Source organism: Prosthecobacter sp. (assembly GCF_044227185.1).
In the GTDB taxonomy this organism is placed as follows: domain Bacteria; phylum Verrucomicrobiota; class Verrucomicrobiia; order Verrucomicrobiales; family Verrucomicrobiaceae; genus Prosthecobacter.
Genome location: NZ_JBGAFO010000005.1, coordinates 147,214 through 172,526, shown reverse-complemented (window position 1 = coordinate 172,526; position 25,313 = coordinate 147,214). Strand labels below are relative to the sequence as shown.

The following is a 25,313-nucleotide window of genomic DNA, read 5'->3' as shown; positions in this document are numbered from 1 at the left end:
CGTCGCGCAAACTTTTCATTCAAGACGTAGTCTGCCAGGAGAAAATTCAGCGGGTGGCGCAAGTCATTGCTTAGACCAATTGTTTAAATAAATAAGTTTCAATATTTCGATTGTGTTTGCATCGTTGGTGAAGAAAGAAACTTCTGTTGGATTGTTGCTTTCGTCGCGAGCATAAAATGAGAACACCGCTCGGTTTCCATCGGCCATCCAAAAAAACACAGGAACCTTTTCTTCAAGAAATTTGATTAGACATAATTTTCGACTACTCAACGTTTTTCTCACAGATTCGTTTTTCCACGCCAGCAAACTAACAAAATCGGTAACCGTCTCGGGAGAGCGCTTGTCATAGTAACTGTTTTCCGTCAACTCTAGCCAAGCTTTCGCTTTGGTTTTGAGTTCTGGGTTTAAACTATCCTCGTCATTTTTAAGACCTAATTGGGTTTTGACCGCTTGCTTTGCGATCGAAGTTTCGTAAGACATAATCTTTGTTGAAAAGTTATTCTTTTCTGAAGCTTCAATTAGGTTGCTTAAATATTGAGAGTGCTCTTTCGGTTGGGAGAACGCTCCGTATGCAATCTGGTCACCTACGATTATCAGCTCATTCCGGGCCTCCTTAACCAATTTATTTATTTCGATCATATTCTCTGGAAACCTGCCGACAAAGCGCGTCCCGCTAAGATCAGCAACTTGACGAAGTGATACCATGAGGTAACAAGAAATTCCAAGGATCATCAGCGAAATGACAAGCACTCCAAGTATCATCGTTGGACGATAGTGCGCTATTTTTCTATTGAGCCACTCAATCCACGAAGATATGTGGTGTGCCCATTGGAGTTTGATCATTGTAACAACAAGCGCCAAAGATAGTAGTATAACAATCCAAGACGGAAGGATAAATTGATAAGTGTCGTTCATCTCCTTCACAATAGAGAGTGCAGCAGAAATAACTCCTGTAAGGCCTCCAAGAATAGTGAGAAAGTTAGTAAGCTTTTGATTCATGCTTTTTTGTTTGCTTTAGTTGATGCGAAATATCCGGCAAGAATTAGCGTCATCCCGGACAGAACTCTTGGATCTATAAATTTGTTCCATTCACCTTTCACGAGCAGTGGTCCGAGTACGAATGTAAATAGTGGAATCAAGAACAAAAACGACGCAAAGTGAGAGAGGGAGGCCCTCATAAAGCCAAAGCACAAAAGCAGCAATGGCAAGAAAACGCCGAAGAAAGCTACCAGTAACATGGCTGGTAAATTGGAGATTTGTAACACGCCATTGTGAAACAGCACCCAGCAAATCATCAAGACGGCGGGAATTGGGAATCTGAACAACAAAACTTCATCGGGATGGAGGCCAAATGCAATCTGCTGCTTTTGATAAAGTGAAGAGAGTGAAGTGGAGACGGCGCTGACGACGGCGAGCAATACTCCGACACGATCCCAATTTGTCATAGATAAGGTTGATGGTCCCAGTGTGAGAAGGGCAAAGCCAGTTAAGCCGGTAATTGAGCCCAATACATGCCAACGAGATAGACGTTCCCGCAAAAACACAACTCCAGACAGCAACGTGAGAATCGGCATCGCGCCGTAATCGATCAGATTAAATGGAGCAGCTCCAAGCGACTGAATCCCAAAGATTGTAGCAACGTAAACTATCCAAGTCGCAACTCCGAGTTTTAAGAAAAGAAATTTTTGCGAGCGAGGCAGTTCAACAAATACGTTCTTAAAGTCAAGAGAACGAGTGCGCCAAATGCGAAAGATAAGGGCAAAGATGCAGGCCGACGTGCAATAGACTGTCAGTAAAACTATTGGATCGACAGCTTGAGCCAGAAGGAGATGTGAGAACGCGTCCCGCGAAGCGAGCAAAAGGCAAAAGACGCTGAAAAGGAGAATCACCCATTTGACGGGGGGCGGCAGTCTTCCAACAGTTTCGCATACTCCTGTTCGCGATCCTCCGACTGCCAGTTGATGTAAATGAATTGTGCCAAGGAATTTTTGATAGGGGCATCATCGAGCCGCAGGGGAATGAAGCGGCGCTCCCGGTTCAGCGGGTCGCGGAATCGAAAGGTGCCGGGCTCCAATTGCGCCCAGTCCGCCCCGCACGCATGGGCCGACATGCAGAGCACTAGCACACGCGAGAGTTCCTGCCCCTCCTCGATCTTCGCCAGGATGCTGTCGCCGGGCTTGATCACCCATTCATCGAACCACACCTTTAGCCCATCCGCCCGCAGCCGCTCCGCTAGCTGCCGCACCACCTCTTTGTCCTTCGCGCTGTGGCTGAGAAAGACGTCATATTGGAATGACTCTGGCATGACGTGGATACGTAAGGAACAAGACCGACGGCTTTTACGGTCATTCGTGGCGGATGGGCGTGGTTGGCATGGGTGAATTTCTGGTAAATACCTGAAAGTTCTAGCAGGTGGAATGACGTGTGTAAATAAGATCCATGCATATAATATGCATGCATATTATATGCATGGCATGCTGTCATGCCATGCCTGCGTCAAAGCATGTGCTCTCCCGATTATGCGATCAATTTTTCGATCACCTGGCCGCCGAACTGGCTGAGCTGCTTGAAACGCCCCGCGTGGTAGAAGGTGAGCTTGTTGTCGCTCAGGCCCAGCAGGCGTAGAAGAGTGACGTGGAGATCGCGGACGTGATGGATGTCTTCCACGGCCTCCATGCCACGGTCGTCGGTGCTGCCGATGACGTGACCGGCTTTGCAGCCGCCGCCGGCGAGCCAGATGGTCATGGCCTTGGGGTTATGATCGCGGCCATAGGCGGTGCCGCCGCGGACGCCATTGTCCGGGGTGCGGCCGAACTCGCCGCACCAGACGATGAGGGTGTCCTCCAGCAGGCCGCGTTGTTTGAGATCTTTGATAAGGGCGGCGATGGGCCGGTCCACCTGGCGGATGAGATTGCCGTGAGCGCGCTCAATGTAGTCGTGGCTGTCCCAGGTGCCGGCGTAGAGCTGGACGAAGCGCACGCCTTTTTCCACGAGCTTGCGGGCGAGGAGGCACTTGCGGCCAAAGGCGTCCGTGGCATCGCTGCCGATGCCGTACATGGCCTTGGTCTTTTCGTCTTCTTTGCCGAGATCGAGCGTTTCCGGCACCTGCGTCTGCATGCGGAAGGCCAGCTCGTAATTGTGCATGCGCGCGTGCAGTTCATCGTGCCACGGGTGCGCGGCGGCGTGCTGGGTGTTGAGTTTGGAGAGCAGATCAAGATTGGCGCGCTGATGGTCTGAGGCGATGCCGGAGGGCGGCTGGAGATCCAGGATGGGCGAGCCTTTGGGGCGGAGCGGCGTGCCTTGGAACTGCGCGGGAAGGTAGCCGTTGCTCCAATTGGCGCTGCCCCCCTGAGGATAACTGATTTCGGGCAGCACCACGAAGCCGGGCAGATCCTGATTCACGGAGCCAAGGCCATACGTCACCCAGGCGCCGATGGCGGGATCTCCACCGAAGCGGTTGCCGCAGTTCATCTGGTACATGGCGGTGGGGTGATTCACCGAATCGACCTGGCAGCCGCGGAAGAAGCAGAGCTCATCGGCGACTCCGGCGAGATGCCGCCAGGGCTCGCTCATCCAGGCGCCGCTCTGGCCGTGCTGCGCGAACTTGAAGGGAGACTTCACGTAGTAGCGCTTGCCGCTTTCCATGGCGGACTTCTGCTTTCCTTCGCGGATGAATTCCTTGAGGTGAAGTTTTTCGAGAGCGGGCTTGGGATCGAAGGTGTCGATGTGGGAGGGGCCGCCCTCCATCATGAGGAAGATGCAGTTCTTGGCCTTGGCGGGAATTTGCTGGGCTTTGGGGGCCAGGGGGCCCTGAGTCTCTGCGGCGGAAAGAGCGGTGAAAGCCACGCTGCCCAGCGAAGCCCCCAAACCGTAAACAAACTCGCGCCGCGTGGGCGCATGCAGCGCGCGCGCTCCGGCACAGGGAAAGGGGGGGGGGCTCATGGTGGCGGTTGCAGGAGGGGAACGTTTCTGGGAATGGGAATTTAACAGGCTCCGGAAAGGCTTGTATGGTATTCCCGCCCCGCACGCGGCGAGTGCCAAAATAATGTGCTGAATGGAGGACGCGGTCAGGCGCTGGCGCGCAGCTTCATCGGCAGCCGCATTTCCACCTCCAGGCCGCCGCCTTCCCGGTTGAGGGCGCGTACGTCGCCGCCGCAGGCCTGCAGACAGCGCTGGGTGATCGCCAATCCCAGTCCGCTGCCGCCGGTGGAGCGACTGCGCGCGACCTCGGGCCTGAAAAAGGGCTCGAACAAACGGGAGAGCGCCTCGGCAGGAACACCAGGACCACGGTCCAGCACTTGCAGGGTAAGCATGCCGTCCGGCGAGGTGGCGGCGTGGATTTCAATTTCAGAACCGCCGGCGTAGCGCACCGCATTGCGCAGCACGTTTCCCACCGCCCGATCCAATGCGCCACGAAGCGTGTGCAGTGGTGGCAGCGTGGGCGGAATGTCGAGACGCACGGGAGCATCCGGCGCCTCACGCGTGATGACCTGCCGCAGCAGAGCGGCGAGGTCCACAGTTTCCGGGGCTTCGCGCTCGGGCAAAGTTTCCGCTTTGGAAAAAGCCAGAACTTCCTCCACGAGACGCGCCATGTGCTGCAGTTCGTTGTCCAGCTTCTGCAGGTACGTGGTCTGCTCCGGGCTGGCGCGCTGCTCCACCACGCCCAGAGCCATCTGCATGCGGGCGATGGGGGAGCACAGCTCATGCGCCACATCTGCGGTGATGCGGCGCTGCTGCGCCACGTAGTCGCCGAGCTGTGCGGCCATGGCGTTCACGGAGTCGGAGAGCTGACCGAGTTCATCGCTGCGGCCGCTCTTCACGCGTTCGCCAAATTTGCCACGGGCGATGCGGCCCGCCGCGTGGTTCAGACTGCGGATGAAGCGAGTGATGCTGCTGACAAAGGGCATCCACATCAGAGCTGATACGAGCAGCGCCACCGCGAGAAAGGCCAGCCACGGCCACAGATCAAACAGCAGGCCGCCGCCGCTGAGGCTGTCTGAGGCCATGAGCAGCACGAGCGGTGTGCCATTGTCCTGCCGCAGGAGATCCAGGTGAATGCCGGCCCAGTAGCGGGCGGGTTCACCGCCACGCAGCATGAAGCGCGGTTTGGGAGGCGCATCCGCCGGGCGCTTCATCACCGGGCCGGGCTGGCGGCGCGGGCGCTCCTCCCCTGGAGGGCGGCGGTCCATGAGCTTGCGCAGCACTTCAGGCGGAGGGGAGACAGGCGTGCCGAAAGCCTGGGTGCCGTGATTGTCAAACAGCGCCAGTGTCACTCCGTGCGCACTGTCGTAGGCTTGCAGCCGTTCGTTCCACCTGCTTTCCGGAAGACGGGAAAACTCCTGGGAAACGGAGTCGCCCAGGGCGGCGATGCGGTCGCCGGGCTCGCCTGCGAGCATCCAGTCCAGCCCCAGCTTGAACTGCGCGCGCATGAAGCCAAAGCCCAGGGCGGCCAGCACCGCCACATTCAGCAGGAACCAGAGCAGGATCTTCAGGTAGAGGGGCAGCTTGAGGCGGGGCATTGGCGGAAAGTCGTGGTATGAAACAGTATGAAAACTCAGTGCGAAGGGCGGGCGAGCTGATAGCCGTAGCCGCGCACGGTTTTGATGTAGCGGGGCTCCTTGGGGTCATCGCCCAGCTTTTTACGCAGGCTGGAGATGTGCATGTCGATGGCGCGGTCAAACACGTCCCACTCCCGGTCTGCCACCTCTTCGATGAGCTGCTCGCGTGTTTTGACACGGCCGCCGGCGCGGGCGAGGGCCAGCAGCAGGCCAAATTCTGCGGGCGTGAGCTGCAGAGCTTCGTCTCCAAGAACCACGGCGTGGGATTCAGGATTGATGCGCAGATCGCCGATGATGAGTTCCTTCGTCGCGGCTGCGGGCGGGGCTTCGGCCACCCAGCCGGAACGCCGGAGGACAGCGCGCAGGCGGGCCAGCAGCTCGCGTGAGGAAAAGGTCTTGGGCAGGTAGTCATCGGCGCCGAGTTCCAGGCCCACGATGCGGTCCACCTCTTCGCCGCGGCCGGTGAGCATCATCACGGGCACTTTGGACTTGGCGCGGATGCGGCGCAGAACTTCAAAGCCATCGCAGCCGGGCATCATCACGTCCAGAATCACCGCCTGCCACGGCTCCGTGGTGGCACGCTGGGCGCCGCTGTCGCCATCATGCACGGCTTCCACTTCGAAACCCATGGGCTTCAGGTAGTCGGCCACGAGCTGGCAAAGCTCGGTGTCGTCGTCGATGATGAGGATGCGCATGGGGGAGAAAGCGTGGAAGATTAACCCAATTCGTGGTGTGCGGGCGAGCCTCTTTACGGAATCTTGACAAAACAGACGCCCAAGGGTGAAGAAACACTGACACAGGACTTCCAGAATGGGGACGTATGAAACATCACTGGATTGCTTTTTTGATGACCAGCGTCTGCGCCCAGGCCCACCCCTGGAGCGCTGGCGCTATGAAGGATCTGACGCCCGCGCAGCGGGAGGAACTGCGCGAGCATGTGCTGGAAGAGTGGAAGCGGGAGCGCGCGGCCCACAGCACCGCGGCAGCCGCGCCCATGCTGCAACTGGCCGCCGCCGCTGTGGCCAATGAGGCCAAGGCACCACAGACGGCGAAGGCCTTCCTGCCTTTCACGCGCCTGGATCTGAGGTCGGACAATGACTTTCTCTATGTGGGGTCCAACGGCATGCCTGATCATGGCATGATGGTGGGCATCACGGCGTGGCAGCAGCAGGTGCCGCTGCCGCAGAGCTACTTCGGTGACAATGCGTGGCGTATCCCGCTGCACCCGAAGCCGGCGGCTCAGCCTGCGATGATCAAAGGGCGCTTTCTGCGCGGGGCGATCGCGCTGGCGGTGAACGGCATTCCGATTTTCAATCCGCAGAACAATCGTGGCGAAGTGTCGTATGAAATCGGCGAGCTGGACCAGTGGGGAGGGCACTGCGGACGCGCGGACGATTACCACTACCACATCGCGCCGCTGCATTTGCAGGCGCAGGCCGGGAAGGGCATGCCGGTGGCGTATGCGCTGGACGGCTACCCGATCTATGGCCTCACAGAGCCGGACGGCTCACCGGTGGGAAAGCTGGACGAGTGCCACGGGCATGAGGCTGCGGGGATCGGGTATCACTACCATGCGGCCATGAAGTATCCGTATGTGATCGGCGGCTTTCATGGGGAGGTGGTGGAATACGAGCAGCAGGTGGACCCACAGCCGCGTGCGCAGCCGGTGCGGCCAGACACGCCGCCGCTGCGCGGGGCAAAGATCACCGCGTTTGAGAGCACCAGTAAAAACGGTTACAAGCTAAGCTACGAGGTGAACGGCGAGAAGCGCAGCGTGTCCTATACGATCAAAGGTGACGGCACCTATCCCTTCGTTTTTGACAATGGCCGTGAGGGCATGGTGGAGACGGTTTACAGCGCCCGTGGCGGTGGCGGGGGAGGAGGTGGCCGCGGAGGACCTCCGCAGCAGGGATCGCCCGGTGGCGGGGAAATGCGCAAAGGCAAGGGCAAGGGGCAGGGCAAAGGCGGTCGGGAAGAAAACATGCCGCCCCGCACTACAAGTGATGCACCGCCGCAGCCGATGCTGGACCTGAACGGGGATGGTGTTGTTTCCGCGCAGGAGTTTGCGGATCATGCGAAAGCCGAGGCCGCGCGCAGGGGTGCGCCCCTGGCGGAAGCGATGACGAAGGCGCGCGCTGATTTCCAGGCGCAGGACCGTGATCGCAACGGGCAGCTTGATCCTGGCGAGTGGCAGGTACAGCCGCCTCCCGCGGGCGAAGGGCCACGCGGTGAACAAAAGGAAGGACGCCCGATGGGTGGTGCACCGCAGGGCGGGGGACGCGGCGGCAAAGAGGAGAACTTCGTGGAGCGGCCGGACCAGCCACGCAGCAGCGATGGCAAATTTCTCCTGACCAGCTCCGCCGTGGAAGACATGAAGCAGATGCCGGCGGAGTACACGGGCGATGGCGCAGGGGCCACGCTGCCGCTGGCCTGGAACGGCGCGCCTGCCGGAACGCGCAGCTACGCGCTCATCATGGACCACGCCGACCGGGAGGGGAACATGAAGTGGTACTGGACGCTGTATGACCTGCCAGGAGAACTCACCAGCCTGCCGAAGAACGTGACGGGCGTGGGCAGGATGGGCACCAGCTTCAAAGGCCAGCAGGGGTATGAGCCGCCGCACTCACGCGGGCCGGGCGCGAAGGTGTATGTGCTGACGCTGTACGCGCTCGCTGAAAAGCCGGTGGTCAACGGCATGCCTGGCAGGGAGGAACTCCTGGCTGCGATCAAAGGCAAGGTTCTGGCTTCTTCATCGCTGCGCGTCATTCATGTGAGCCAGGGAGAGGCAGGAGAAGGCGGAGCTCAAGGCGGCCAACGACCACGGCCTGGCGCGATGAATGAGGCGCCGCCCGCTTCTCCAGTGCAGCCACCTCCACCACAGGAGGGTGGTGCCAGCAGCGCCAAAGGGCAGGCGAAAGGAAAAGGAAAGGGCGGCCCGCCCGGGCTGGTGAAGCCCAGCATCGCCGACACGATGAAACTCAACGTCTATGCAGATAACTGGTTCATGCTGTATGTGAACGGGCGTCTGGTGGCGGTGGACAGCATTCAGTTCACGCCGCACAACGTGGTGAGCGTGGACTTCCTGCCGGAGTACCCCATGACCATCGCCGTGCTGGCGAAGGACAATGCGGACCCGAAGACCGGCATGGAGTATGGCACCAGCATCGGCGACGGCGGGTTCATCCTGAAGTTTGCGGACGGCACCGTGACGAATGCGAGCTGGAAGGCGAAGTGCTTCTTTCATGGGCCGGTGAACGGAGACACGGCCAATCCCAAAGTGGTGCAGGAGCCCCTGCCGCAGGACTGGTGGGCGGTGTCCTTTGACGACAGCTCTTGGAAAAATGCCAGGGAGTACAGCGTGGAGGAGGTGGACCCGAAGCAGCCCTACTTTGAGCATGATTTCGAAGGCGCGAAGTTCATCTGGACGGATGACCTGGCGCTGGACAACACGATCATCTTCCGCACTCGCGTGGAGAGGCCCGGCTGGACGCCGCGGTGGAACACCAAACCTGATCTCGATGTGAAAGGAGCGCCGCTGCAATGAAATCTTCCTTCCCCATTTCACTCCTCGCATGGCTCTGCCTGACGGCCTGCGGCTTTGCCAAGGCACCCAATTTTCTTTTCATCCTCGCGGATGACCAGTCATGGAACGGTACCTCGGTGCGCATGATGCCGCAGGAGGCGGCGAGCGGGAGCCGGGTCTTCAAAACGCCGAATCTCGAGAAGCTGGCGGCGCAGGGCATGACCTTTGCGCAGGCCTATTCAGCGCACTGCAAATGCGAGTGCTCCCGCGCGGCCATGCAAATGGGCCGCACAACCACATCGCTGAATGCACCTGACAAAAACGCGCGCAACTGGAGCGCGCCCGTCACCGACTCGCTGGCGAACACGCTGAAGCGCGCCAATGGCAGCTACCGTGCGGCGCATTACGGCAAGTGGCAGTGGTTTCACACGCCGCAGTCCATGGGCTATGATGCGAGCGACGGCATCACCATGAACGAGGACGGCGACTCTCCGAATCCGGAAGACCCGAAGCAGTCCTTTGGCATCACACGTCGTGCGAAGGCGTTCATGGAGGAGCAGGTGAAAGGCGGGCATCCGTTCTACCTGCAGCTCAGCTATTACGCTGTGCATCAGACGCCGCAGGCGCTGGCCGCCACGCTCAAAAAGTATGAGGGACTTCAAGGCGGAGGCGGTCGTGGCGATCGTGCCGTGATGGCGGCGATGACGGAGGATCTGGACACCTGCATCGGCGAGGTTTTAAAGAAGCTGGATGAACTGGGCATCGCGGAGAACACCGTGGTGATCTACACCTCTGACAACGGCGGGCGCACGGGCTTTCTCAACGGCGGCAAAGGGGATCTGGGCGAGGGCGGTCTGCGCGAGCCGCTGATCGTGCGGGGACCGGGAATCAAAGGCGGCACGCACTGCGCCACGCCGGTGATCAGCTATGACATCATGCCCACCGTGCTGGACTATGCCGTGCCCGGATTTCCCATGCCCAAGGGGACCGAAGGCGGAAGCTGGAAGGCGCTGCTGAGCAGCGGCGGCAGGGAGCCGGTGAGGCGGCCGATCGACCGCTTCGTGTGGCACCAGACGGTGGAGGTGGAGCACCCGCAGTCGGCGATACGCCGCGGCGACTACAAGCTGCTCTACTTCTGGGACACGAAGGAGGGGCTGCTCTTTGATCTGGCGCATGACATGTGCGAGACACGCGATGCAGCCAAGCAGCAGCCGCAGATCGCCGCACAACTGGAGGCAGAGCTGAAGGCACATGTGCGTGCGGGGCTGGGCGAGCCGGCTTATGCGGCGCTGGAGCGCGGAGAATTCGCGCAGGGCGGCCGGCCCATGGGCAAGGGAAAAGGAAAAGGCAAGGGCAAAGGAAAATGAGCGCCGTGAACCATTTCGAACTGACCTCCATGAAAAGAAAAGTGACTCCGGTTTGCACTTCAGTGGCATGCGCGCTGCTGGGCCTGCTGCTCATCGCTGCAGCGCCGGATGAGAAATCCGGAGGCGGCGGAAAAGGCCGCGGCGCCGGTCCGGGCGGGCAGGTGGAGCCGGCAGTGGTGCCGCCTTATCTTTTCAATGTGTGGCTGTGCCGGCCGGGCGCGGACTCGGTGACGGTGAGCGTGCTCGCGTGGGAGGACATGGAGGGATTCATCGAGTATGGGCCAGGGCCACAGCGCACTGAAGTGATGCGGTTGAAATCCGGCGAGCCGCAAACGGTGGTGCTGCACGGCCTGCAGCCGGACACCGCGTATGACTATCGCTTCGCTTATCGGCGTGGGGGCGGGGAGATGGTGCGGGATGTGGTGCGCAGCTTTCACACGCAGCGCAGGCCTGGGTCAAATTTCACGTTTGTGATGCAGGCAGACTCGCATCTGGACATGAGCACGGACGTGCGCGTGTACCAGCAGACGCTGGCAAACATGCTGGCGGACAAGCCCGACTTTCTGGTGGACCTGGGAGACACGACGATGGTGGACAAGTTTGGCAGCTTCTACACCCGCGCGTCGTCGCAGTATCTGGCGCAGCGCTTTTACCTGGGACGTGTGGCGCACAGCGTGCCGGTGTTTTTCACGCTGGGGAATCATGACGGCGAAAAAGGAGAGCGCCCGGAAATGGCGGTGTGGTCCCTGGGCATGCGGAAGAAGTTTTTTCCAAACCCTGAGCCGGGAGGCATCTACACAGGCAACGGCACTCTGTTTGAAAACGCGGGCCTGCTGCAAAACTATTATGCCTGGGAGTGGGGTGGCGCACTCTTTGTGGTGCTGGATCCTTTCTGGTCCACGACAAGTCGTGGCGGGGAGGACAACTGGGGAGCAACGCTGGGAGAGGCCCAGTACCGCTGGCTCACGCACACGCTGGAGGGCAGCCGCGCGCCGTTTAAATTTGTCTTCATCCACCATTTGGCCGGCGGCCTGGGGAAGGATGCTCGCGGAGGTGCCGGGATAGCGCCCTACATGGAGTGGGGCGGAAAGAATGCGGATGGCAGCGAGGGATTTGCCGCGCGCCGGCCGGGCTGGCCACTGCCGATCCATGCGCTGATGGTGAAGCATGGTGTAAGCGCTGTTTTTCATGGGCACGACCACCTGTATGTGCCCGAGGATCTGGATGGTATCACCTACCAGGAAGTGCCGCAGCCGGGGCACCCCAGCGGTGGCACCCGCAGCGCGGAGGAGTATGGCTACAAAGGAACGGTGCGCGGGAGTTCCGGTCACCTGCGCGTCATCGTGAAGCCCGGGGAGGCGCGGGTGGAGTATGTGCGCTCCATTGTGCCCGGTGTGACACGCGACGAAATTCCCAACGGGAACGTGGAGCACAGCTACAGCCTGAAGCCTTTCCTTCGTCGCTGAAGGGAGGGGTTTCGGCGCAGCTCAATAAACGTAGGCGAATTCGTTCGAGTTCAGCAGAACGAGGCAGACGTCTGCAAGCGCACGTGTTCGGGCATCGACATCGCCGGGCTGGAGATCGGGGACGAAGTCGGCGTAACCGGGAAGCTTTTCCTGGAAGCTGAATTTCTCGCCGGTGTTTTCTTCCACGGCATCGCGCTTCACAGTGAGGGGCGGGAATGATTTGGTGAAGGTGAGGCCGGTTTGCTTTTTCTCCATGGCCTGCCAGTGAGATGCGCATGCGGCCTTTTCTTCGGAAGATGGGGCGCGGCCGTAGGTGAGCTGGAAGATGCGGGTGATGACATCGGCCGGCTTTTCTTTAAGCACACGGTTTGCGAGCGCGAGTGCGCGGGCGTGGATGGACTGGCCATTGAAGAGGCTGAAGACCTGGGGGGTGACGGTGGAGACCTCGCGCGCCTCGCAGGAGAAATCGGGGCCGGGTTCATTGAAGACCTCCATGAAAGGATCGCGCACGCCGCGAATCTTCAGCGCGTAGAGGCTGCGGCGGTGGCGCTGTGCTGGCAGTGCATTGGGAACCCAGGCGGCGGCAAAGGTGCCCATGACCTGACGTGGCTGCATGGCGACCTCGATGTTGATCTCAGGGCGGTTCGGGATGCCACCGAGGGTGGGATTGAGCTCGCCGGTGATGCTGAGCATGGAATCGCGCATCTCTTCCGCCATGAGGCGGCGAGGCTTGAAGACGGCGTAGGATTTTTCGGCGTCTTCATGGCTGAGCGGGGAGCCTTCTTTGAGCTCCGAGCTGCGGCGGTAGGCGGCGCTGGTCATGATGAGGCGGTGCATCTCTTTGATGGACCAGTTTTTTTCCACCAGCGTGGCGGCGAGCCAGTCGAGCAATTCGGGATGCGTGGGCTTCTTGCCGGTGCTGCCGAAGTTGTTCGGATTTCCCGCGATGGCCTGACCGAAGTGCCAGAGCCAGAGGCGGTTCACGATGGCGCGGGTGGTGAGGGGATTGTCCTTGCTGGCGATCCAGTTTGCCAATGCGGTGCGGCGGCCTTCGATGGCATCGGGAAACTCGACGGTGCCGAGCACAGAAAGAGCCGCGGGCTTTACCGGCTGAGTCGGCGAAAAAGGATCGCCACCGCCAAGGATGGCGGTCTTTTCGAGCTCGCCAGTGGCCATGGGCTCCAGCGGCATGCGGATGGGCTGATTGATGCTGGTGACCTGCGGGGTGAGGCCATCATAGACGCTGAAGGCAAAGGGCTCGTAGCGCTCCAGCTCCCACTTCAGGCGCTCGAGACCTTTGCGGGCGACGCGCTCATTGCCATAGTCTTCGGGAGCGAAGCCGACGAGCTTCGGCGGGTACTGATCTTCGGGGACGTTCTGCTTTTGCAGCATGGCGCGCGCGGTTTCGAAGACGCCGGTGAAGCTGCGGCCTTTTTTCATTTTGCCGCCGCCCTCAATGAAGGTGCGCGCGGAGGCGACGGCTTTGTGCCAGGCGGCGGAGTCGAGCTTTTTCTCGGCGAACCATGTTTCGGCGTTGGCGAGCATCTTCTCGTCCAGGCGGGCAAGGGTGGCCATGTGTTCGAGGCGGCGGGTCTCCAAATATTTCTTCTCCTCGAAGCCGGTGGTGTTTTCTGAAGGGAGGAACGGTGCGGGGCGTTCGACAAGCTGGGTGGTGCCGAAGCAGGCCTGGATGGAGTAGTAGTCGTGCGTGGGCACGGGGTCGAACTTGTGATCGTGGCAGCGGGCGCACTGGAGCGAGTGGGCGAGGAAGGTTTCGCCGACGCTGTTGGTGACGTCGTCGAGAAAGCGCTGGCGGGCGATCTTGGCGACCTCCATGCCGGTGAGTTCCCAGGGCCCCATGCGGAGGAAGCCGGTGGCGATGAGGAGTTCGGAGTTGGGTGTGTTGGTGGTAGCATTTGTGGGGGCAGGAATGCCCCCATTACTCAACTCATCACCGGCGATCTGCTCTTTGATGAACTGGTCGTAGGGCTTGTCGGCATTGAAGCTGCGCACGACGTAGTCTCGATAGCGCCAGGCGTTGCCGCGCTCGTAGTCGTTGGCAAAGCCGCTGCTGTCGGCGTAGCGGGTGACATCGAGCCAGTGCCGCGCCATGCGCTCGCCGTAGTGGGGGGAGTCGAGCAGGCGGTTGACGAGATGCTGGATGCTGGATGCTGGATCCTTGCTGTAGCTTTCTTCGAAGGCGGCGATCTCCTCGGGAGTGGGAGGGAGGCCGGTGAGGTCGAAGGTGGCGCGGCGGATGAAGGTGCGTGGATCGGCGGCGGGTGCGGGGTCTTTGACCGCGAGGAGGAAGTCGATGGGATGCTGGCCTGCAGGTGCGGCGGGCTTTTTCACGGGCTGGTAGGCCCAGAGGCCTTCGGGCTTGTAGCGGCGGCTGGCCCATTCGGGAGAGAGTGCACCGGAAGTTTTGACCACGATGCCGTCCTCAGCGCTCCACTTTTCGGCGTTGGCTTTGGCAATGGCACTGCGCTTTGCTTCATCAGGCCAGGAAGCTCCGCCAGCGATCCAGGCTTTGATCCAGCCGAGCTGATCGGCGTAGAGCTTGTCCGCCTCCTTAGGGGGCATGGGCTCCCAGTCGTCTGTGTGCTGACGAGTGGAGGCGAGGTAGAGCGGGCTGTCCTCAGGCCTGCCGGGGATGATGGATTTCTTTTCGCTCTCGCCGCCTTTCATGGCGCTGTCCTGAGTGCGCATGTCGTAGCCGCCTTTGATCTTCTTTTCGTCATTGCCGTGGCAGGCGAGGCACTTCTCCTGGAACAGCGGCCAGACGCGGCGCACGAAGAGGGCCTCGGCATCCTCGGCATGGAGGGAAGATGCGGCCAGGAGCAGGCCGATGAAAAATGTTGGGCTGGTAGTCATTCGGGTTTGCCGTGGTCGTAGAGGTTACGGACTTCAGAAGCCTTTAATGCGGCGCTGTAGATGGCGAATTCGTCGATGGCACCGTTGAGATTTCGGATGGGGAACTGGTGGCCCTGAGTGGGCAGGCCCCAGTTGCCGATCTCGCAGGGACCGAAAACGATGTCGCGGCCGGGCTGGTGGAGTGTGGAGATTTCGCGGCCGACTTCCTGGCCGTCGAAGTATTGGATGACCTCTCCGCTGGCGTTGTCATACGAGACAGCGAGATGGTGCCAGCGGCCGAGGCTGTCGGCGGTGAAGACGGGGCGGCTGTAGTACATTTGGTTGTGCTTGGCGCTCCTGGCTGCATCCGCCGGGCGATACATGATGGAGAACATGAGGCTGCCGTCTTCGTAGATCTGCCAGTGGGGCTCGCCGTTGTCGTAGCCATCGGTGAGGAGGAGGGAGTTGTACTTTTTGTCCACGGAATCGACCTTGACCCAGCAGGCGAGGGTGAGGGCGTGGTAGGTGCCGTCGAGGTTGAGCCGCACGCGGTCACCGGGGCGCTTGAACTCGAGCGCCTCCTTTTTCTGCCAGCGGCCCTGAGTCCAACTGGCACCGACTGCGCCACCGGCACGGCTGGGGCGGCGGGGTTCGGTGAAGTTATTCACGAGGCGATCCCAGCGGTCGTCCTCCCAGTGCTTGAAGGTGTAGTAGGCGATGAGGCGCGGGTCTTTGCGCGTTTCGAGCGACCACTGCTGCCACTCATCAAAGCGCAGGGTGTCGCGCTGTTGCACGAGGCTGTGAAGCTCATTGATGGAGAGGAAATCCTGCGGCGAGATGATGGCGGTTTTGGCTGAAGACAGGGACATGCCCTGCTTCAAACTCGCAGCAGTTTGGGCATCGGTGTGGGCAATGACTTCACCCTCGAAGACGTGCACGGCGCTGGTGTTGCCCTTCACATTGAGGGCGAATTCGGTGCCGAGGTCTTCGAGCTTCATGCCGGGGGCATGCATCATGAAACCACGGGCGGCGGGCGGAACGTGCACCCGCACGCGACCGCTGAGGCAGCGCGCCTCCCAGGCAGAGACGATTTCGATCTCGGCAGCGCCTTCGATCAATGCTGTGGCACCGCTGTAGAACTCGATCTGCGCGAGGCCCTGGGCGAGCTGGATGCGCCCGGGCTTGAGGGTGTCGCCACTGCGCGGTGTGGTGCCGGTGAACGTGGCATCCATGGTCTGGCTGAGCATGGCGACGCCGTTGGAGATTGCCTCTGTTTCTACCTGAGGGCGCGGCCAGAAGATGAAGGCGCAGGCGATGGCGGCAGCGGCAGCGGCCGCAGTGAGAGACGGCCACCAGCGACGTGGCGGAGATTTCCTGGGCGCGGCTGTTTGCAGGCGGCCGGTATTGACTGCGGGCTGTTGCAGCAGGCGTGCGTGCTGATCGACGAGCTCCAGATAAAGACGGCGCGCCTGCCAGTCGGAGCGCAGCAGAGCTTCAAGATGAGCGTGCTGCTCGAGTGTGATCTCGCCATCGATGGCGGCGTGGATGAGGTGTTCGAGATTCATGCGAGGCCCTCGGTGTGAAGCTGACGTGAGACGCACTCGTGCAGGCGCTGGCGCAGCAGCTCCAGATTGCGGAACAGAGTGCGACGACTGAGGGAAAAGCGGCTCATCATCTCCTCGGCGCTCTGGCGCTGGGCGTAGCGGCTGGTGACGAGCTCCTGATCCTGCGGCGTGAGCTTTTGCAGGCAGGCATCGAGCAGGCGCAGGCGCTCGTCGAGCTGCGGCTCGATGTGGGCGCGCTCGCTGGCGAGGAGGTCCATGACGTCCTCGCTGAAGAGAAGCGGGGAGCGTGAGGATTTTTCGCGATGCTTCTGCACCTGGAGGTAGGCGAAGCGGTAGGCCCAGGGGAGGAAGGGGCGGGTGGTGTCGTACTCGGCGAATTTGCGATACAGCGCGAGGCTTGTCTCCTGCAGGATGTCGCGGGCATCCGCCTCACGTGGCACGAGGCTGAAGATGTAGCGAAACAACGGCTCCTGATGCTGTGTGAGCAGGAGGACGAGGGTCTCGGTGCTGGAAGGAGAGTCTGGCATGGCCGCAGTGTAATCCCGGTGGGGGAGAGGAGAGTGCCAAAATTGTACCAGAAGGGGGGCGCGGAATAGACAGAAAGGGCGGGATTTGAAAGGCTTCTGAGATTTTGTGCTTTTGAGGTTTGATCAGGCGCCTCTCCCCGCTTCAATTGCACCCTTTGCATGTCTTGGGAGGAGCCTTCTCCTATAAGTGCATCACGGAAGCAGGCATCGTGCAGCGGCTCTATGAATCCACTTCAACCCTATCAATACGAAGGCGAAAATCGCTTTGCCCATTTTCCACCATTGCTGGGGGGGCAGTATGCCATAAAGCGTGCTTCACTTTCTGGATTGGAGACCGACCAAATCCATGTCCGCTGGCACAACGACAGCAGTCAAGTGTGGATGACTTTCGAATCATTGGCGGAAGCTATCGCTTTTGCAGAGGCTGAAGTGATCGCTCATCCCATTTCACTGTGTGAAATTTATGATTCCACCCGTGGATTGGTGCATGTCATCTGGATGGATGTGGGCAGGAAGTCGCGCATCGTCAGGATGGGGTGGGAAAAAGTGCTGCGGGAAAACGCTCCGACTACAGATTGTCCGGAATGCCTTCAAGATATTGATGCCAGGCTGGCGTACCAGGATAGTGTTGATCATTACAATAGAAAATTGAAGTCTGATCTGGCGGAGCGCTTGAGGCTTGCACAAGGGATGCCGATTGATCTTAGCGAGAAGAAATCTTTTGATCAAGCGCTTCAACGCCTGCGGGATGTCTGGATCGCGGCGGGCGGGGAAGGGGAGGTCATCTTTGACGACACCAATATTCTTGCCTCACCTCGATGGTGGTATATCCCCTTCGTCTGGGTCGGCTGTTCCGGCTTCATTGTGGATCGGAAGAGCGGACATGTGAACCACTTAGGTTCATGCCATGGACTGGACCTCTGTTTCTGGGCGCAGGACCAAGGCATTGTGGCAGGCGACACCGACTTTGTGATTCATGAGATCAGGGATATGGAGTATGCGCAGTCCGTCGTGCGTGGCTTCGTTCATCCCAACTCAACTGCGGAACAGGCGAGACACTATACGAAAATAGAAGCGGCCCAGGCTCTGGAGTCTCTGCCTGCGGAGTTTCTGTCACATGAACTCTGGTTTTCTTTTGACGCGATCCGCGAAGCTGTGGAGGCGGGTGCATTTACCTTTTCAGCGCGACCAGCTTTACATCCAAGAAATCGAACAGGCGAAGTTGTGTAAAGCATTTCATTCCTCGAATGAGAAGCTACATCAGGGGGCGGCGATTGTAGAGTTGCGGATATCTTGGGCGGACTGGGTGAGCTGTTGAACGATGTCGGGATGCAGAGTGGAGACATCCGAGGCTTCGCTGAGGTCGGTTTGGAGGTCGAAGAGTTTGGGCGTGGGGCCGAGGTGGAGTTTCCAGTGGCCGGAGCGCATGGACTCCTGGCGGCGGTCTTTGAGTCCGTAGAGAGAATAGAGCGTGGTGCGCGGAGAGGTGGCACCGGCTTGGCCAAGAAGGAGGGAGGATTGATCGAAGCCGTCGAGCTGAGCGGGCGGTGGGGTGCCGATGAGGTGGGCGAAGGTGGGCATGAGATCGAGGGTGCTCACGAACTCCGAGCACACGCGATTTGCCGGGACTTTGCCGGGCCACCACATGAGGCAGGGCACGCGGAGGCCGCCCTCAAAGACGGTGTGCTTGCCGCCGGAAAGCGGGGCGGCGGTGCCGGGTGTGATGCGTTCTGGGCCGTTGTCACTAGTGAAGATGACCAGCGTCTTTTCGGCGAGATTGAGAGTGCGCAGTTTTTCGATGATCTGGCCAGTGCTGTCGTCGAGCTCTTCCACGACATCGCCATAAAGGCCGCGCTGTGATTTGCCTTTGAACTTCGGAGAGGCATCGAAGGGCAGGTGGGGCATGGAGTGGCCGAGGTAGAGAAAGAATGGCTGTGTGTGGTGCTGCTCGATGAACTTTAGCGCCTCGGCGGTGTAGAGGCCGGTCATCTCGGCGGGGACGGCGGGGCGTTTTTCCACGGCATCGCCCCGCAGCACAGGCATGCCACCCTCTTTTTCGAAGACGATGGTTTCGAATTTATCGAGGTTGTGCAGCACGCCGTAGTAGCTGTCGAAGCCCTGATCCATGGGGCGCATGCCTTTGACGAAACCGAGGTGCCATTTGCCGATGCAGCCGGTGGAGTAGCCTGCGGCTTTGAATACCTCGGCGAGGGTGGTTTCGCCGCCTGCGAGTCCATTTTGGGCATCTGGGCGCAGCACACCCACCGCCAGACCCACGCGGCCGGGATACTTGCCGGTCATCAAGGAGGCGCGTGAGGGGGTGCACAGGGCGCTGGTGACCGAGAAATCGGTGAAGCGTGTGCCTTCGGCGGCCATGCGGTCGAGCTGCGGCGTGCGGATGTCTTTGGCACCGTAGCAGGCGAGGTCGCCGTAGCCGAGGTCGTCGCAGTTGATGAGGATGACATTGGGCGGCGCGGCCTGTGCCTGAAGGGCGAGGACGAAGGCGAGCAGAAGATGGCGTGAAGGGAACATATGGAAGGGGACGTTGCGGTAATCCCGGTTTGTTGCCAGTTTGTGCCAGAAAACCGCCTGCCTGAAACGCATGAATCTCAAATCTCTCGCCCAGCATCTCGGCATCTCTGCCAGCACGGTCTCGCGTGTGATGGCGGGGCGGGGGGATGAGTTTCGGATCGCGAAGGAGACGCAGAAGCACATTTTGGATGAAGCCGCCGCCATGGGAGTGCGCCCGGATGAGCTGGCGCGCAGCCTGAGGCTGCAGAGCACGCGGACGCTTGGGCTGGTGATCCCGGACATCTCGAACCCGTTCTTTGCCGCGCTGGCGCGCGCGGTGGAGCGCCGTGCACGGGCGCTGGGCTACACGGTGCTACTGGCGGACTCGCAGGAATCCGACGAAGTGGAGGCGGAGTGCATTCGCACGCTGCTGGACCGCCGCATTGATGGGCTGATTCTCGCGCCCGTGGGAGGAGACAGTGCGCACCTGCAGCCTCTCATCGCCTCCAAGCTGCCGCTGACACAGGTGGATCGTGTGTTCACGGCGTTGAAAACGGCGGCGGTGGTGGCGGACAACTTTGCCGGAGCGCGTGAGGCGGTGAAGCGGCTTGTGAAGCTGGGGCATCGCCGTATTGCGTGCCTGCAGGGACGGGAGGACAGCTCGGTCATCGTGGAGCGGGTACGGGGGTATCGCGCAGGATTGAGCGAGGCGGGGCTGCGCTTTGAGGAGAAGTTTCTTGTGGGTGGCGAGCACTCGCAGGCCATCGCGCGCGAGCACACGCTGCGGCTGCTGGAGATGAAGCCGCGCCCCACCGCGGTGCTGGCGCTGAGCAATCAGCTGGCGCTGGGCGCGCTGGAGGCTGTGCGCGAGCGCGGGCTCATCATTCCGGAGGATCTTTCGCTCATCGCCTTTGACGAACAGCCGTGGGCCACGCTGCTCTCCCCGCCGCTCACGACGCTGGCGCAACCGGTGGAGGACATGGGTACGGTGGCGGTGGACCGCCTGTGCGAGCTGATCAAGCGAGGAGGTAAGGCTTCACGAAAGGCGCTGACGACGCTGCCAGTGCGGCTGATCGAGCGCGCCTCCATCGGGCCCAAGAAGAAAGATTGACCGAAAGTATTCCTTCTGCACAATCGTTTGCGCAAAGTTGCCAATTTTCAACCATGAAATGCCTTGTCCCACTTCTCCTCGCCAGTCTGGCGCTGTTTTCCTGCAAGCCGGCGGGCGGACCTGCCAGCGCAGTCGCCACGGGCAAACCCAAGGTGGCGCTGGTGATGAAGTCGCTGGCGAATGAGTTTTTCCAAACGATGGCCGAAGGTGCGAAGAAGCACCAGGCGACGCATGCGGGGGACTACGAGCTGATCGTGAACGGCATCAAGAATGAGACGGACCTGGCCGAGCAGGTGGGGCTGGTGGACCAGATGGTTTCGCAGGGCGTGCAGGCGATTGTGATTGCTCCGGCGGACTCGAAGGCGCTGGTGACGGTGCTGAAGCGGGCGAAAGCGGCTGGCGTGCTCATCATTAACATCGACAACAAGCTGGACGCTGATGCGCTGAAGCAGGCGGGGCTGAGCGTGCCGTTTGTGGGGCCAGACAACCGCGCTGGTGCGAAGGCGGTGGGTGAAGTGCTGGCGAAGAAGCTCAAGGCGGGAGATGAGGTGGCGATCATCGAGGGCGTGACGACGGCCTTCAACGGGCAGCAGCGCAAGGCGGGCTTTGAAGATGCGATGAACGCGGGCGGCATGAAGATCGTGGCGTCACAGAGCGGGCAGTGGGAGATGGAGAAGGCGAATGGCATCGCGGCGGGCATTTTGGCGGCGAATCCGAATGTGAAGGCGCTGCTGTGCGCGAATGACAACATGGCGCTGGGCGCTGCGGCTGCGGTGCAGTCGGCGGGCAAGACGGGGCAGGTGCAGATCGTGGGCTTTGACAACATCGCCGCGCTGAAGCCGCTGCTGGCGGATGGCCGTGTGCTGGCGACGTGTGACCAGCATGGGGATCAACTCGCGGTGTTTGGCATCGAGGCGGCGCTCAAGGTTTTGAAGGACAAGACGGAGCCTGCGGATCAGCAGACGCCGGTGGATGTGATCACGAAGTGACCTCGCTTTTTGAATCATGCGCCGCTTTACCGACTTCTTCATCCTCATGGGCGTGCTGGCGGCCATGATCGTGTTGTTTGGCGTGCTGCGGGAGAGTTTTTTCAGCCTGGGTACGCTGGGGACGGTGGCGAATCGCATCCCCGCACTGGCGCTGGTGGCCACGGGGATGACGCTGGTGATGGTGACGGGCGGGATTGATCTTTCGGTGGGATCGCTGCTGGGCTTTTGCGGTGCGGTGGCGGGCGTGCTGATGGCGGACCTGCACTGGGGGCTGATGATGGCGGTGACGGCCTGCGTGGCAGTGGGAGCGCTCTTGGGTGGCACGACGGGTGCGGTGAGTGTGAAGCTTAGGCTGCCGTCGTTCATTGTTTCGCTCGGCATGCTGGAGATTGCGCGCGGGCTGGCGTTTCTGACCACGAACTCGCAGACGAAGTACATCGGCGCGGACATCGAGACGCTGGGTGCGCCGTTTGGCGGGATGGTGATTTCGCCTGCGTTTGTGATCAGCCTGCTGGTGGTGGCGGCGGGGCAGGTGATGCTCTCGCAAATGGCGATGGGGCGGCACTTGATCGCCATTGGAGCGAACCGGGAGGCGGCGCTGGTTTCCGGGCTGCCGGTGGACCGGCCGCGTATCTTTGCGCATGCGCTGACGGGAGCGCTGACGGGACTGGCGGCGGTCTTCAACTGCTCACGGTTGGGCTCGGCAGACCCGAATGCGGGCACGGGTTTTGAGCTGGGGGCTATTGCGGCGGTGGTGGTGGGCGGCACGAGCCTGATGGGCGGGCGTGGCTCGGTGGTGAAGAGCTTCATGGGCGTGCTCATCATCGCCACGCTGGAGGCGGGGCTCATTCAGGTGGGAGCCACCGAGCCGGTGAAGCGTGTGGTGACCGGGCTGGTCATCGTGGCTGCGGTGCTGGCGGATACCTGGAGGAGGAAATAACAGACATGAGATCACTTGTTTTTTTAATGCTGCTTGGTGCCTCGGCTTTGGCTGAAAAGCCACGTATCATCTTTGACACGGACATCACCGGAGATGTGGATGATGTGCTGGCGCTGACGATGTGCCACACGCTGGCAGATCGTGGCGCGTGTGAGTTTCTTGGCGTGACGATCTCGAAGGACAATCCGCTGACGGCTAGCTTTGTGGATGCGCAGAACACGTTTTATGGGAGGCCGGATCTGCCGATTGGTGTGACGCGTGATGCGACGGCGCAGAAGCGCCCAAGCAGTTATCTGAAGCTGGCGGATTCGCCTGACTATCCGCATGATTTGAAGAGCAACGATGCGGCGCGCGATGCGGTGGATCTGCTGCGTGAGCTGCTGACGAAGCAGCCGGATGGGAGTGTTTCGATCATCAGCGTGGGCATCGCCTCGAACATGGCGAACCTGCTCAAATCGAAGGCGGATGCACACTCGCCACTGGACGGGCCGTCACTGATCCGAAAGAAGGTGAAGATGCTTTCCATCATGGCGGGAGCGTTCGCTTTCTGCAATCACACGAACTATCACCTGGAGGCGAACGTGATCAACGGGATCGGCTTCATGCAGACGGTGGCGAAGGAGTGGCCGGAGGAGGTGCCGGTGTACTGGAGCGGGTACGAGATCGGCGAGGCGCTGCCGTTTCCGCGTGCGAGCATCGCGCAGGATTTTGGCTACATGCCGCACCACATCGTGAAGGAGGCCTACCTGCTGCACAGCGGGCCTGCGCATGACCGGCCGTGCTGGGATGAGAGCAGCGTGCTGCAGGCGGTGTTTCCAGAGCGCGGCTTTTTTGGGCTCTCTGACCCAGGGCGCGTGAACGTGGGCGCGGATGGCTTCACCAAATTCACGCCGCCTGGCAAAGATGGCAAGGGCGGCAAGCGAGATCGATTTCTCACACTGACTTCAGCGCAGCAGGCACGCGTGCTGGAGGCCATCGTTCAAACCACTGTGCAACCACCCAAGAAATGAAAAAGCTTATCACCCTATTCCTCTGCGCGCTCTGCGGCCTGTCTCAGGCGGCGCCGGTCAAACTCATCTTCGACACTGACATGGGCAATGATGTCGATGACATGATGGCGCTGGCGATGATTCACAATTTGCAGAAGCGCGGTGCATGTGAACTGCTGGCGGTGACGATCACGAAGGATCATCCGCAGGCGGCGGCGTTTGTGGATGCGGTGAACACGTTGTATGGCTACCCGGACACGCCCATCGGTGTAGTGCGCGATGGCGCGGCGAAGGAGGCGGGGAAATTCAATCTGCTGGCGGACGAGAAGAGCGAGGACGGCAGCCTGCGCTACCCGCATGATTTGAAAAGCGGGGCGGATGCGCCTGAGTCGGTGGGCCTGATCAAGGACATTCTGGCGAAGCAGCCGGATGGCAGCGTGGTCATTGCGCAGGTGGGCTTCTTTACCAATCTGTCGCGTCTGCTGGACTCGCCGGGCGGGAAGGAATTGATCGCGAAGAAGGTGAAGTATCTGAGCATCATGGCGGGTGCGTTTCAGACGGTGCAGTGGGACACGCGGCATCTGGAGTACAATGTGAAGCTGGATGTGCCGGCGGCGCAAAAGCTGGCCAAGGAGTGGCCGACGCCGGTGGTGTGGAGCGGGTATGAGATCGGTGTGGCGGCGGCGTTTCCGCATGTGGTCATCGAAGAGGATCTCAACTACATACCGCATCATCCCCTGAAGGAGGCTTATTATTTGTACAATCCGCCGCCGCATGATCGCCCGACCTGGGACCCGACGGCGGTGCTGTATGCGGTGCTGCCGGAGCGCGGCTACTTTGATCTTTCGCCACCAGGGAATGTCACGGTGGAAAATGATTCGGCCACGCTCTTTCGCAAGAGCAAGGATGGCAAGGGGCGGCACCGCTTTCTGGTGATGAGCCCGGAGCAGGCGGCGCGGGTGCGCGAGGCGATCGTGCAGCTCAGTGTGGAACCACCACCCGCCGCGAAGAAGTGATGGCCACGCAGCGCCCCAGGATTGTCGTTGTCGGATCGCTGAATGTGGACCACACGCTGCGTGTGCCGCACATTCCCGCGCCGGGGGAAACGCTTACGTCCAGCAGCATGCTGACGTGCTTTGGTGGCAAGGGGGCGAACCAGGCCGTGGCTGCTGCGCGTGCGGGCGGTGCGGTGAGCATGATCGGCTGCGTGGGGCAGGATGACTTTGGTGCGCGGTATGTCGAGACGTTGGAGAGTGAAGGCATTGATACGACGGGCGTTTTGCGTTCGCCGCTGCCCACCGGGACAGCCTTGATCGCGGTGGATGATCGCGGAGAGAACTCCATCATCGTGAATGCGGGGGCGAATCATGCGATCACGCCGGAGGACATTGACTGGCATGCGGAGATGATACGCGCTGCGGATGCGCTCCTGCTGCAACTGGAGTGCCCGCTGGCGGTGGTGCAGCGTGCGGCGGAGATCGCGCGTGGCGCAGGTGTGCGGGTGATATTGAACCCCTCGCCGCTGAGCGCGGAGTATCTGGCGGCGCGGTATGAGGTGGATGTGTTGATCGTGAATGAGGGCGAGGCGGCACAGATCACGCCGGGACGGAGCTTGCAGGAGGCGATGTGCCGGCATCTCATCATCACGCGAGGTGCGGAGAGCACGCTGAGCATTACGGATAGGGGGGGGGAGGAGTGTGCGCCGCCCCAGGTGACGCCGGTGGATACGGTGGGGGCGGGGGATACTTTTGCGGGAGCGTTTGCTGTGGCGAGCAGCGAGGGCAGGGGGGATGCGATTTGGTTCGCGAATGCAGCGGGTGCACTGGCAACGCTGAAGGCGGGTGCGCAGCCGGCGATTCCGACGCGGGGGGAGATTGAGGTGTTTGTGAAGGGATGATGCAGTGATGCGGGCAC

Annotated in this window: 20 protein-coding genes and 1 pseudogene; 11 read left to right on the top strand and 10 right to left on the bottom strand. The window is 60.8% G+C overall.

The window, feature by feature from the left end:
• Positions 1-63 precede the first annotated feature (63 nt).
• From ACILSQ_RS13730 to ACILSQ_RS13705, 6 genes are all read right to left on the bottom strand, one after another.
• On the bottom strand, positions 64-999 hold the full coding sequence (locus tag ACILSQ_RS13730) for a hypothetical protein (protein WP_395744205.1): 936 nt from the start codon (positions 997-999) through the stop codon (positions 64-66).
• Positions 996-1,889: a DMT family transporter gene (locus ACILSQ_RS13725; protein ID WP_395744204.1), complete on the bottom strand. Its 894-nt coding sequence runs from the start codon at positions 1,887-1,889 to the stop codon at positions 996-998. The genes ACILSQ_RS13730 and ACILSQ_RS13725 overlap by 4 nt, the downstream gene beginning before the upstream one ends.
• Entirely contained in the window at positions 1,886-2,305 is a 420-nt protein-coding gene (locus ACILSQ_RS13720) for a toll/interleukin-1 receptor domain-containing protein (RefSeq protein WP_395744203.1), read from the bottom strand. The genes ACILSQ_RS13725 and ACILSQ_RS13720 overlap by 4 nt, the downstream gene beginning before the upstream one ends.
• Positions 2,306-2,517: 212 nt before the next feature.
• Positions 2,518-3,942 carry a DUF1501 domain-containing protein gene (locus ACILSQ_RS13715; RefSeq protein ID WP_395744202.1) on the bottom strand — a complete coding sequence of 475 codons (1,425 nt, stop codon included), beginning with the start codon at positions 3,940-3,942 and terminating at the stop codon, positions 2,518-2,520.
• Between the two features lie 125 nt (positions 3,943-4,067).
• Positions 4,068-5,519 carry a sensor histidine kinase gene (locus ACILSQ_RS13710; RefSeq protein WP_395744201.1) on the bottom strand — a complete coding sequence of 484 codons (1,452 nt, stop codon included), beginning with the start codon at positions 5,517-5,519 and terminating at the stop codon, positions 4,068-4,070.
• 35 nt (positions 5,520-5,554) lie between these two features.
• Positions 5,555-6,253 carry a response regulator transcription factor gene (locus ACILSQ_RS13705; RefSeq protein ID WP_395744200.1) on the bottom strand — a complete coding sequence of 233 codons (699 nt, stop codon included), beginning with the start codon at positions 6,251-6,253 and terminating at the stop codon, positions 5,555-5,557.
• Positions 6,254-6,378: 125 nt separating this feature from the next.
• Between ACILSQ_RS13705 and ACILSQ_RS13700 the strand changes: the two are divergent.
• The 4 genes and pseudogenes from ACILSQ_RS13700 to ACILSQ_RS13685 all read left to right on the top strand — a co-directional run.
• Positions 6,379-8,304: pseudogene (locus ACILSQ_RS13700) on the top strand (YHYH protein); the annotation flags it as partial.
• A gap of 87 nt (positions 8,305-8,391) precedes the next feature.
• Complete coding sequence (locus tag ACILSQ_RS13695; protein WP_395744473.1) at positions 8,392-9,102, top strand: hypothetical protein; 711 nt, start codon at positions 8,392-8,394, stop codon at positions 9,100-9,102.
• Positions 9,099-10,448, top strand: a complete 1,350-nt coding sequence (locus ACILSQ_RS13690; RefSeq protein ID WP_395744199.1) for a sulfatase-like hydrolase/transferase — start codon at positions 9,099-9,101, stop codon at positions 10,446-10,448. Before ACILSQ_RS13695 ends, ACILSQ_RS13690 begins: the two co-directional genes overlap by 4 nt.
• Before the next feature lie 29 nt (positions 10,449-10,477).
• Entirely contained in the window at positions 10,478-11,914 is a 1,437-nt protein-coding gene (locus ACILSQ_RS13685; protein ID WP_395744198.1) for a metallophosphoesterase family protein, read from the top strand.
• Between the two features lie 21 nt (positions 11,915-11,935).
• On the opposite strand, the gene ACILSQ_RS13680 is transcribed toward ACILSQ_RS13685, so the two are convergent.
• The 3 genes from ACILSQ_RS13680 to ACILSQ_RS13670 are packed head-to-tail and all read right to left on the bottom strand — an operon-like array spanning position 11,936 to position 16,859.
• Positions 11,936-14,788, bottom strand: a complete 2,853-nt coding sequence (locus ACILSQ_RS13680) for a PSD1 and planctomycete cytochrome C domain-containing protein (protein WP_395744197.1) — start codon at positions 14,786-14,788, stop codon at positions 11,936-11,938.
• Complete coding sequence (locus ACILSQ_RS13675) at positions 14,785-16,332, bottom strand: LamG-like jellyroll fold domain-containing protein (RefSeq protein WP_395744196.1); 1,548 nt, start codon at positions 16,330-16,332, stop codon at positions 14,785-14,787. The genes ACILSQ_RS13680 and ACILSQ_RS13675 overlap by 4 nt, the downstream gene beginning before the upstream one ends.
• On the bottom strand, positions 16,329-16,859 hold the full coding sequence (locus ACILSQ_RS13670) for a sigma-70 family RNA polymerase sigma factor (protein ID WP_395744195.1): 531 nt from the start codon (positions 16,857-16,859) through the stop codon (positions 16,329-16,331). Before ACILSQ_RS13670 ends, ACILSQ_RS13675 begins: the two co-directional genes overlap by 4 nt.
• Positions 16,860-17,081: 222 nt before the next feature.
• Between ACILSQ_RS13670 and ACILSQ_RS13665 the strand changes: the two genes are divergently transcribed.
• Complete coding sequence (locus tag ACILSQ_RS13665; protein ID WP_395744194.1) at positions 17,082-18,089, top strand: hypothetical protein; 1,008 nt, start codon at positions 17,082-17,084, stop codon at positions 18,087-18,089.
• A 30-nt stretch (positions 18,090-18,119) separates the two neighbouring features.
• Here ACILSQ_RS13665 and ACILSQ_RS13660 read toward each other — a convergent pair whose 3' ends face one another.
• On the bottom strand, positions 18,120-19,391 hold the full coding sequence (locus ACILSQ_RS13660) for a sulfatase (protein WP_395744193.1): 1,272 nt from the start codon (positions 19,389-19,391) through the stop codon (positions 18,120-18,122).
• 70 nt (positions 19,392-19,461) lie between these two features.
• On the opposite strand from ACILSQ_RS13660, the gene ACILSQ_RS13655 reads away from it, so the two are divergent.
• Genes ACILSQ_RS13655 through ACILSQ_RS13630 form a run of 6 tightly spaced genes read left to right on the top strand, consistent with a single transcriptional unit; the run spans position 19,462 to position 25,296 of the window.
• Complete coding sequence (locus tag ACILSQ_RS13655; RefSeq protein WP_395744192.1) at positions 19,462-20,481, top strand: LacI family DNA-binding transcriptional regulator; 1,020 nt, start codon at positions 19,462-19,464, stop codon at positions 20,479-20,481.
• A gap of 53 nt (positions 20,482-20,534) precedes the next feature.
• Positions 20,535-21,470 (top strand): sugar ABC transporter substrate-binding protein, encoded by a 936-nt coding sequence (locus ACILSQ_RS13650; RefSeq protein ID WP_395744191.1) that lies wholly within the window; start codon positions 20,535-20,537, stop codon positions 21,468-21,470.
• Between the two features lie 16 nt (positions 21,471-21,486).
• The gene (locus ACILSQ_RS13645) at positions 21,487-22,410 is read left to right on the top strand and encodes an ABC transporter permease (RefSeq protein WP_395744190.1); all 924 of its coding nucleotides are present in this window, start codon (positions 21,487-21,489) and stop codon (positions 22,408-22,410) included.
• A gap of 5 nt (positions 22,411-22,415) precedes the next feature.
• On the top strand, positions 22,416-23,420 hold the full coding sequence (locus ACILSQ_RS13640; protein WP_395744189.1) for a nucleoside hydrolase: 1,005 nt from the start codon (positions 22,416-22,418) through the stop codon (positions 23,418-23,420).
• Positions 23,417-24,415 carry a nucleoside hydrolase gene (locus ACILSQ_RS13635; protein WP_395744188.1) on the top strand — a complete coding sequence of 333 codons (999 nt, stop codon included), beginning with the start codon at positions 23,417-23,419 and terminating at the stop codon, positions 24,413-24,415. Before ACILSQ_RS13640 ends, ACILSQ_RS13635 begins: the two co-directional genes overlap by 4 nt.
• Positions 24,415-25,296, top strand: coding sequence for a ribokinase (locus ACILSQ_RS13630; protein ID WP_395744187.1), 882 nt, complete (start codon positions 24,415-24,417; stop codon positions 25,294-25,296). Before ACILSQ_RS13635 ends, ACILSQ_RS13630 begins: the two co-directional genes overlap by 1 nt.
• The last annotated feature ends 17 nt before the right edge of the window (positions 25,297-25,313 follow it).

What these genes read in the sequence shown, in the direction of transcription:
- ACILSQ_RS13635 (WP_395744188.1), top strand. Translation starts at nt 23,417, where the DNA reads ATGAAAAAGCTTATCACCCTATTCCTCTGCGCGCTCTGCGGCCTGTCT.
- ACILSQ_RS13715 (WP_395744202.1), bottom strand. Translation starts at nt 3,942, where the DNA reads ATGAGCCCCCCCCCCTTTCCCTGTGCCGGAGCGCGCGCGCTGCATGCG.
- ACILSQ_RS13710 (WP_395744201.1), bottom strand. Translation starts at nt 5,519, where the DNA reads ATGCCCCGCCTCAAGCTGCCCCTCTACCTGAAGATCCTGCTCTGGTTC.
- ACILSQ_RS13720 (WP_395744203.1), bottom strand. Translation starts at nt 2,305, where the DNA reads ATGCCAGAGTCATTCCAATATGACGTCTTTCTCAGCCACAGCGCGAAG.
- ACILSQ_RS13690 (WP_395744199.1), top strand. Translation starts at nt 9,099, where the DNA reads ATGAAATCTTCCTTCCCCATTTCACTCCTCGCATGGCTCTGCCTGACG.
- ACILSQ_RS13645 (WP_395744190.1), top strand. Translation starts at nt 21,487, where the DNA reads ATGCGCCGCTTTACCGACTTCTTCATCCTCATGGGCGTGCTGGCGGCC.
- ACILSQ_RS13660 (WP_395744193.1), bottom strand. Translation starts at nt 19,391, where the DNA reads ATGTTCCCTTCACGCCATCTTCTGCTCGCCTTCGTCCTCGCCCTTCAG.
- ACILSQ_RS13730 (WP_395744205.1), bottom strand. Translation starts at nt 999, where the DNA reads ATGAATCAAAAGCTTACTAACTTTCTCACTATTCTTGGAGGCCTTACA.
- ACILSQ_RS13705 (WP_395744200.1), bottom strand. Translation starts at nt 6,253, where the DNA reads ATGCGCATCCTCATCATCGACGACGACACCGAGCTTTGCCAGCTCGTG.
- ACILSQ_RS13640 (WP_395744189.1), top strand. Translation starts at nt 22,416, where the DNA reads ATGAGATCACTTGTTTTTTTAATGCTGCTTGGTGCCTCGGCTTTGGCT.
- ACILSQ_RS13695 (WP_395744473.1), top strand. Translation starts at nt 8,392, where the DNA reads ATGAATGAGGCGCCGCCCGCTTCTCCAGTGCAGCCACCTCCACCACAG.
- ACILSQ_RS13630 (WP_395744187.1), top strand. Translation starts at nt 24,415, where the DNA reads ATGGCCACGCAGCGCCCCAGGATTGTCGTTGTCGGATCGCTGAATGTG.
- ACILSQ_RS13675 (WP_395744196.1), bottom strand. Translation starts at nt 16,332, where the DNA reads ATGAATCTCGAACACCTCATCCACGCCGCCATCGATGGCGAGATCACA.
- ACILSQ_RS13650 (WP_395744191.1), top strand. Translation starts at nt 20,535, where the DNA reads ATGAAATGCCTTGTCCCACTTCTCCTCGCCAGTCTGGCGCTGTTTTCC.
- ACILSQ_RS13665 (WP_395744194.1), top strand. Translation starts at nt 17,082, where the DNA reads ATGAATCCACTTCAACCCTATCAATACGAAGGCGAAAATCGCTTTGCC.
- ACILSQ_RS13670 (WP_395744195.1), bottom strand. Translation starts at nt 16,859, where the DNA reads ATGCCAGACTCTCCTTCCAGCACCGAGACCCTCGTCCTCCTGCTCACA.
- ACILSQ_RS13680 (WP_395744197.1), bottom strand. Translation starts at nt 14,788, where the DNA reads ATGACTACCAGCCCAACATTTTTCATCGGCCTGCTCCTGGCCGCATCT.
- ACILSQ_RS13655 (WP_395744192.1), top strand. Translation starts at nt 19,462, where the DNA reads ATGAATCTCAAATCTCTCGCCCAGCATCTCGGCATCTCTGCCAGCACG.
- ACILSQ_RS13685 (WP_395744198.1), top strand. Translation starts at nt 10,478, where the DNA reads ATGAAAAGAAAAGTGACTCCGGTTTGCACTTCAGTGGCATGCGCGCTG.